We start from the raw sequence: 6,553 nt of genomic DNA, 5'->3' as shown, positions 1-6,553 counted from the left end.
TCGCTGCGATGGCTGGTCGTTGGCTTGTCTGCTCACGTGGTCGCGACCTACGTGAGCCAGGGCGTGTTAGCGCTCGCGATCCACGAGGGGGTGCGCAGCCTCGACATGATCCACGTACAGGACGTCGGGGTGAGCTACTTCTTCGCCGGGATCGCCGCGGTGCTCACGTACCGGATCGCCCGCCCCTGGCGCTGGTTCTACCTCGCGGGCGTGACCGTCTACTACGTCGTGCCCGTCATCACCGAGCTCACGTTCACCAACATCGGGCATCTCAGCGCGGCTTTGGTCGGACTCGCCTGGTATCCGATCACTCGGCGACGTCGTCAGCCAATGTCTCCCACAAGAACTCGTAGGCAAGCGCAGACTTGAACGCCGCCTGCTTGTTGTCGGCCGCGCCGCCGTGCCCACCCTCGATGTTCTCGTAGTAGTCGACGGTGTGGCCGTTTTCCTCCAGTCGCGCAACGAGTTTGCGCGCATGGCCGGGATGCACACGATCATCACGGGTCGACGTCGTCACCAGGATCGGTGGGTACTTCACGTCGCGCCGGATGTTCTGGTAAGGCGAGAACGGCTCCATGAACGCCCACTCCGCCGGATCCTCGGGGTTGCCGTACTCGGCGACCCACGACGCTCCCGCGAGCAGGAGGTGGTAGCGGTACATGTCGATGAGTGGCACCTGACAGACCAGCGCCCCGAACAACTCCGGATACCGGGTGAGCATGACACCCATCAGCAGACCGCCGTTCGAACCGCCTTGTGCACCCAACTGCGCTGGCGTGGTGAAGCGTCTGGTGACCAGATCCCTTGCGACGCTTGAGAAATCCTCGTAGACCAGGTGGCGTCCCGACTTCTGTGCCACCGTGTGCCATGCCGGGCCGTACTCGCCGCCGCCGCGGATGTTGGCGATGACGTAGATGCCGCCGCGTTCGATCCATGCGCGTCCCGCGACGGTGAGATAGCCCGGTGTGAGCGCATTCTCGAATCCGCCGTATCCATAGAGCAGGGCCGGTCCGTGCGTGACGTCCGTACGCCGGACAACGAAGTAGGGGATGAGGGTGCCGTCGTCGGACGTTGCGAAATACTGCTCGGTGGTCACCGACGACGCGTCGAAGAACTCGGGACTGCGTTTGATCACGGTGGCGTCACCGGCACCGATGGTGCCATGCAACAGACTCGGCGGTTCGGTGAACGAGGTGGCCGACCAGAACACCTCGTCGCTGTGATCAGGATCGGTGTCGAGGACGGAAATCGTTGCCATGTCGGGTAATCCGTTCACCTCGACGGGAGTCCAGTCTCCAGCGGTCAGCACGGCGATCGAGGTGTGTACGTCGTGCAGCGTCGTGATGATCAGGTAGTGCTCGGTGAATGCGAAATCGACGAGGCTCGTGTGGGCGTCGGGTTCGAACAACACGACGGCGTCGCGGTTGCCGTCGAGGTAGCTCGGATAGTCGAACACGAGCAGCGTGCCCGGATCGTACGTCGGGCCCTCGGGCCCCGTCGGCGACCACTGTGAACGCGTCATGACCAGCAACCAGTCGTGTCGCACGCCCGCATAGGCATCGGTCGGGACATCCACGAGCACGAGGTCGCCTGCACGGTTCTCGTACAGCAGGGAATTGAAGAAATCCGTTGAACGGGAGATGAAGTGACGTTCGAAGCCGGGAGTATCGTCGTAGACGGCCCGGATCGAGATGTCCGACGGTTCGCCGACGAAAACGGTGACGGCCTCGTCCAGCGGCGTGCCGCGCCTCCAACGCTTGGCGATGCGTGGATACCCGGAGTCGGTCAGCGAACTATGGCCGTCGGGGGCTATGCCGAAGTCGGTGCCGACGTAGACGTTGTCCTCGTCGATCCAACTCACCGAGGACTTGTTCTCGGGCAGCGTGAAGCCGTCGGTGACCCAGGAACGTGTGGTGAGGTCGAATTCGCGGACCACCGCGGCATCGGCGCCGCCTCGGGACAGCGAGATCAGTACGCGGCGATAGTCGGGCCGCAACGCCGTGGCGCCCTTCCAGACCCAGTTCTCGTCCTCGTCCTTCGCCAACTGGTCGACGTCGATCAACACGTCCCACTCCGGGGCGTCGGTGACATAGGACTCGAGCGTCGTGCGCCGCCACAGGCCACGCGGGTTGGCGGCGTCGCGCCAGAAGTTGTACAGGAACTCGCCGCGGCGTCGGACGTAGGGAATTCGATCGTCGGTGTCGAGGGCTTCGAGGGTTTGTTCCTCGATCTCGGCGAATCGCTTCGACGTCGTCAGCCGTTCGACGGTGGGTGCGTTGTGTTCGCGAACCCAGTCGAGGGAGCGGTCGGCGGTGACTTCTTCGAGCCAGAGATAGGGATCGTCGGTACCTGTGGTGGCATCGGATGTCATCGTGCGCAACCTCCCGTCGGCGATGAGTGGGTCTGCTGGTCACACGGACCCATTCGCCAACCTAGCGGAGTGCCGCCGGTCTCCGACGCAACGGACCGACGTCGCGTCGATACCCTCGAACAGGTGAGCCGTACCGCCGACCGTGCCGTGCCCGCCGACATCGTGCCCCGCAACGCCGAGCCGGATCAGATCTCGGTGCGCGGCGCACGGGTCAACAACCTGCGCGACCTCGACGTCGACATCCCGCTGCGTGCGCTCGTGGGCATCGCCGGTGTGTCGGGGTCGGGCAAGTCGTCGCTGGCTCTCGGCGTGCTCTACGCGGAGGGCTCGCGCCGCTACATCGAAGCGTTGTCGACTTACACGCGCAGGCGCATGGCGCAGGCCGCTCGCGCGAACGTCGACTCCGTGGAGCACGTCCCGGCCGCGCTCGCCCTGCGTCAGCGACCAGCGCCGCCCGGCGTGCGCTCGACGTTCGGCACATCGACCGAGCTGCTCAACGTGTTGCGGCTGATGTTCTCGCGGCTTGCGTCGCATCGCTGCCCCAACGGCCACTACGTCCCACCGACGATCGACGTCGCCGCCGAACGCCCCTTCTCGTGCCCGGTGTGCGGCGCACAGGTCCACGCGCCCGGTGCCGAGGACCTCGCCTTCAACTCACGCGGCGCATGCCCGACCTGCAGTGGCACAGGGGTGGTTCGCACCGTCGACGACGCCGCGCTCGTTCCCGATACCGAGAAGACTCTCGACGAGGGAGCGGTGGCGCCGTGGAACATGTTCGGCTTCAACGTGCAGCCGGCCATCGCGCGCGAGTTCGGTGTCCGCACCGACGTCCCGTGGCGCGACCTCACCGACGACGAGCGACAGGTCGTGCTCGACGGTCCCGCGGAGAAGAAACACATCACGGTCACGTCGAAAAAGGGGCTGCACGATCTCGACTTCACCTTCCGCAATGCGAGACTCACCGTCACCGAAGAACTCAAACGCGCCGACAACGAGAAGCGACTCGCGCGGGTCAGCCGGTTTCTGACCGTCGGAACCTGCCCGACCTGCGAAGGTACTCGGCTCAGTGAGGCGGCCCGCGCACCGAGAATCGGTGAGAGCAACCTCGCCGACATCACCGCGCTCTCGCTCGACGACGTCCTCGCCTGGGCGCCGAGTGTGTCGACGACGCTCCCGCCCGAGATGCAGCAGATGGCCACGGGCCTCGTCGACACGCTGTTCGGGATGGCCAGGCGGTTGGTCGAGTTGGGATTGGGATACCTCACCCTCGACCGCGCCGGGGCGACCCTCTCGACGGGGGAGCGTCAGCGGGTGCAACTCGCGCGCGCCGTGCGCAACCGGACAACCGGCGTGCTCTACGTACTCGACGAACCGTCGATCGGGCTGCATCCGGCGAATATCGAAGGATTGGTCGGGGTGATGAACGACCTTCTCGCCGATGGGAACTCGGTGGTGTTCGTCGACCACGACGTACAGATCCTGCGCCGGGCGCAATGGCTCGTCGAGATCGGGCCCGGATCGGGAAGTGACGGTGGCAGGGTCATCGCGCAGGGCACTGTTCCGCACGTCGAGGACGATCCGGACTCGCGACTGGCCGGATTCCTCACTGGCGCAGCAGATGTGGTGGTGCACGAGCAGTGTGCGACCGACGAGGTGTTCGCACTCGGTACGTTCCATCTCGAGACCTCCGCGATCCACACCGTGGCACCGTTGACGGTCGACCTCCCGCGCGGACGCCTCGTCGCGGTCACCGGTGTGTCGGGGTCGGGAAAGACCACGTTGATCCTCGAATCCTTGGTCCCGGCGCTCGTCGCGTCGTCCACCGAGCCTCCGGGAAGGATGCCGGCGCACGTCCTCGCTCTCGACGTTCCCGACCATCCCGCGGGCAAGCGATTTCATGCACAGGTGGTCGACGCCACGCCCATCGGTGTCAACGTACGGTCCACTGTCGCCACCTATTCGGGAGTGATGGACGATCTGCGTCGCGCCTACGCCGATACCGACACCGCACGCGCAGCAGGACTCACGGCCTCGGATTTCTCCTACAACACCGGTTCGTTGTCGTGTCCGAGATGTGAAGGAACAGGCGAGGTCTCACTCGACGTCCAGTTCCTCCCCGACATCGATATCGTGTGCCCCGACTGCAAGGGCAGCAGATTCGCGCCACGGGCACGCGAGTACACCCGCGACGGGATCTCACTGCCGGAACTCCTCGGACACACGATCCGCGACGCCGTCGACGAGGTATCGGGTCTGCCACGAGTAACCAAGCGCCTCAAGGCTCTTGACGAGCTGGGATTGGGATATCTGACCCTCGGCGAGTCGACACCCGCGCTGTCCGGCGGCGAGGCCCAACGTTTGAAACTGGTCAACCAATTGCACCGCGACCAGTCCGACACGGTTTTCGTCCTCGACGAACCGAGCGTCGGACTGCATCCACTCGACGTACGCACACTTCTCGCTGTACTGACCAGACTGACCGAGCGGGGAGCAACGGTCATCGTCATCGAGCACGACCTCGATGTGATCGCCAACGCCGACTACGTGATCGACATGGGGCCGGGCGGGGGTGAGCAGGGTGGTCGGATCGTCGCCACCGGCACACCGGAGCAGGTGGCGCGGAACGATGAGTCGGTGACAGGGCGCTATCTCGCCGACCACCTTGGCCGGTGAGCTATGGCCGCGCTTCTGCCGACTCACGCAGCGGGCATCGCGTGCGCGAGTAGATCGTCGGCATGCACAGATTGCAGTGTGTGCACTGCGAGCTGACAGTCGGATCGTCGGCGATGCGCAGGGGCAGGTCGGGCTCGCGCAGCAGCGCGCGACCCATCGCGAGGAAATCGAAGCCCTCGCCCAGCGCCGCATCCATCGTCGTGCGGTCGGTGATGCCGCCGAGCAGGATGATCGGCAGATCGACGCTCTCGCGAAGTCGGCGGGCCAGCGGCATCAGATAACCGGGGTGGTAGTCGTAGTGCTTCAGGAAGAACGGGCCCGCGGCCTTGAGGCCCCAGCGCATCGCGCCGTGGAAAGCGTCGGCGAAGGCCTCCCGGGGGGCGTCGCCGTGGAAGAGGTACATCGGGTTCAGTAGTGAACTGCCCGCTGTCGGCTCGATGGCGTCGAGGTGGCCGTCGGCTTCCAGGAGCCGGGCGACCTCGCACGCCTCGTCGACGTCGAATCCGCGCATGCGCCCGATGCCGCCGACGCCGTCGTACATGTTCAACTTGACCCACACGGCAGCCGAGTCGCCGACCTCCTCACGCACCGACTCGACGATTTCGCGCGCTAGACGCGCCCGATTGACCAGCGAACCGCCGTAGCCGTCGCGGCGATGATTCAGCAGCGGCGAGAGAAAGCAGCTGATCAGATAGTTGTGGCCACAATGGATTTCCAGTCCGTCGAATCCCGAGTCCACGGCTATCCTGGCCGCCCGGCGAAACGTCGCGCGCAGTTCGGCGATGTCGTCCACCGAGATCCTTCGGGTGACCGACATTCCCATGGGGGCTGGGATACGCGACGGCCCGAGGGCTTTCGCGCCGTTCGACACCGAGTTCGCCACCGGTCCCGCGTGGCCGAGTTGTGCTGCGGCGAGCGCGCCTTCGGCGTGGATGGCGTCGGTGAGTCGACGAAGCCCCGCAGCGGCGTCGGGACGCATCCAGATCTGGTGTCGGTCGGTGCGACCCTCGGGACTGACCGCGCAGTACGCGACGGTGCTCATCGCGACGCCGCCCGCAGCGACCTCCCGATGGAACTCGACGAGTTCGTCGGTGACCAGCGCGTCGGGAGTCGCGCCTTCGAACGTCGCGCACTTGATGAGCCGGTTGCGCAGGGTGAGCGGTCCGAGTTGCGCCGGCGCGAAGGGGTCTGTGCTCGACGATGAGGTCACGTCTGATCCTTGGGGTGTGGGAATCCAACTGCTTCAGCTGTCATGGTTCAGGCCGGGGAGCCTGACCACCAGCGGGTGGTCCCGTTGATCGAGACGCAATCACACGGCGATTCAAACACCGTGTGTGACGGCTTCGCGCAGGATTCGCGGAGAACCATGGATGTAGGGCGATTACCGACCAGTACGGGGGACGTTCTGCGCGCACGATCACCAGCGTCGTAGGCTGGCAGTCGTGGCTGATCACTTTGAAACAGTTGTCCTGGGAGCAGGTCCAGGTGGGTACGTGGCCGCGATCCGGT

The 6,553-nt window shown here is 65.4% G+C and carries 4 protein-coding genes; 2 read left to right on the top strand and 2 right to left on the bottom strand.

Translation table 11 applies throughout. From position 1 onward, the window contains the following. Positions 1-369, top strand: a 369-nt coding sequence (locus GOOTI_RS25130) for a rhomboid-like protein (protein WP_007238708.1), incomplete at its 5' end; no start/stop codon positions are given. On the opposite strand, the gene GOOTI_RS11230 is transcribed toward GOOTI_RS25130, so the two are convergent. Beyond that, positions 308-2,371: a prolyl oligopeptidase family serine peptidase gene (locus GOOTI_RS11230; RefSeq protein WP_007238707.1), complete on the bottom strand. Its 2,064-nt coding sequence runs from the start codon at positions 2,369-2,371 to the stop codon at positions 308-310. The genes GOOTI_RS25130 and GOOTI_RS11230 overlap by 62 nt on opposite strands. 123 nt (positions 2,372-2,494) lie before the next feature. On the opposite strand from GOOTI_RS11230, the gene GOOTI_RS11225 reads away from it, so the two are divergent. Further along, entirely contained in the window at positions 2,495-5,044 is a 2,550-nt protein-coding gene (locus GOOTI_RS11225; protein ID WP_007238706.1) for an excinuclease ABC subunit UvrA, read from the top strand. A 1-nt stretch (position 5,045) separates the two neighbouring features. On the opposite strand, the gene GOOTI_RS11220 is transcribed toward GOOTI_RS11225, so the two are convergent. After that, a complete protein-coding gene (locus GOOTI_RS11220) occupies positions 5,046-6,254 on the bottom strand; it encodes an oxidoreductase (protein ID WP_007238705.1) in 1,209 nt (402 codons plus the stop codon). Positions 6,255-6,553: the final 299 nt, after the last annotated feature.

Source organism: Gordonia otitidis NBRC 100426 (assembly GCF_000248075.1).
In the GTDB taxonomy this organism is placed as follows: domain Bacteria; phylum Actinomycetota; class Actinomycetes; order Mycobacteriales; family Mycobacteriaceae; genus Gordonia; species Gordonia otitidis.
The sequence above is the reverse complement of the archived record's forward strand: the minus strand, read 5'-3'. Positions and strand labels throughout refer to the sequence as shown.